Below are 620 nucleotides of genomic sequence, written 5' to 3'. Positions count from 1 at the left end.
TAAGAAGATTCATGCCAATACGAAGAAATATATATTCGAATACGATGATGTAAAAGGGCTACCGCACAAAATTAATGCAAAGAAAATTAACTGTTATTTGGTCGATGCATCGAACATTCTTATAGAAAATCGAACAAAACCCATAAGTAACGTTAAGCCCATTGTTAAAGGTTGCGAAGCAACAGATGATGGACACCTCACCTTCACAGAAGAAGAAAAAATTGAGTTCTTAAATAAGGAGCCAAATTCTGCCAAGTACTTTAGACGATTGCGCGGAGGAAAAGACCTAATTGCTGGCCGTGATAGATGGTGCTTATGGCTTAAAAATGCACATCCAAGTGAAATAAAGAAAATGCCATTGGTTGTGGACAGAATCAACAAGGTTAAACAATTTCGCTTGAATAGCCCTAAGGATCAAACAGTTAAAAAAGCAAGTACACCTTACTTATTCGGAGAGATTAGATTAAGTGATACAGGAGACTCTATAGCAATACCAAAAGTTTCTTCCGAAAGAAGGCTCTATGCGCCAATATCTTTTGTCGATCATGATGTTATTCTCAATAACACAGTTCAATTCATCCCTAACGGTTCACTATATGAATTTGGACTAGTTCAATCCA

At 36.6% G+C, this 620-nt stretch carries 1 protein-coding gene; it reads left to right on the top strand.

Going from position 1 to position 620, the window contains the following annotated elements; genetic code table 11:
- Positions 1-620 (top strand): type IIL restriction-modification enzyme MmeI (locus A3739_RS29255; protein WP_197472015.1); only part of this gene is annotated, 620 nt, incomplete at both ends.

The sequence above is a fragment of the Oleiphilus sp. HI0067 genome (assembly GCF_001635735.1).
Note: the sequence above shows the minus strand (reverse complement) of the source record. Positions and strands in the feature narration are given on the sequence as shown.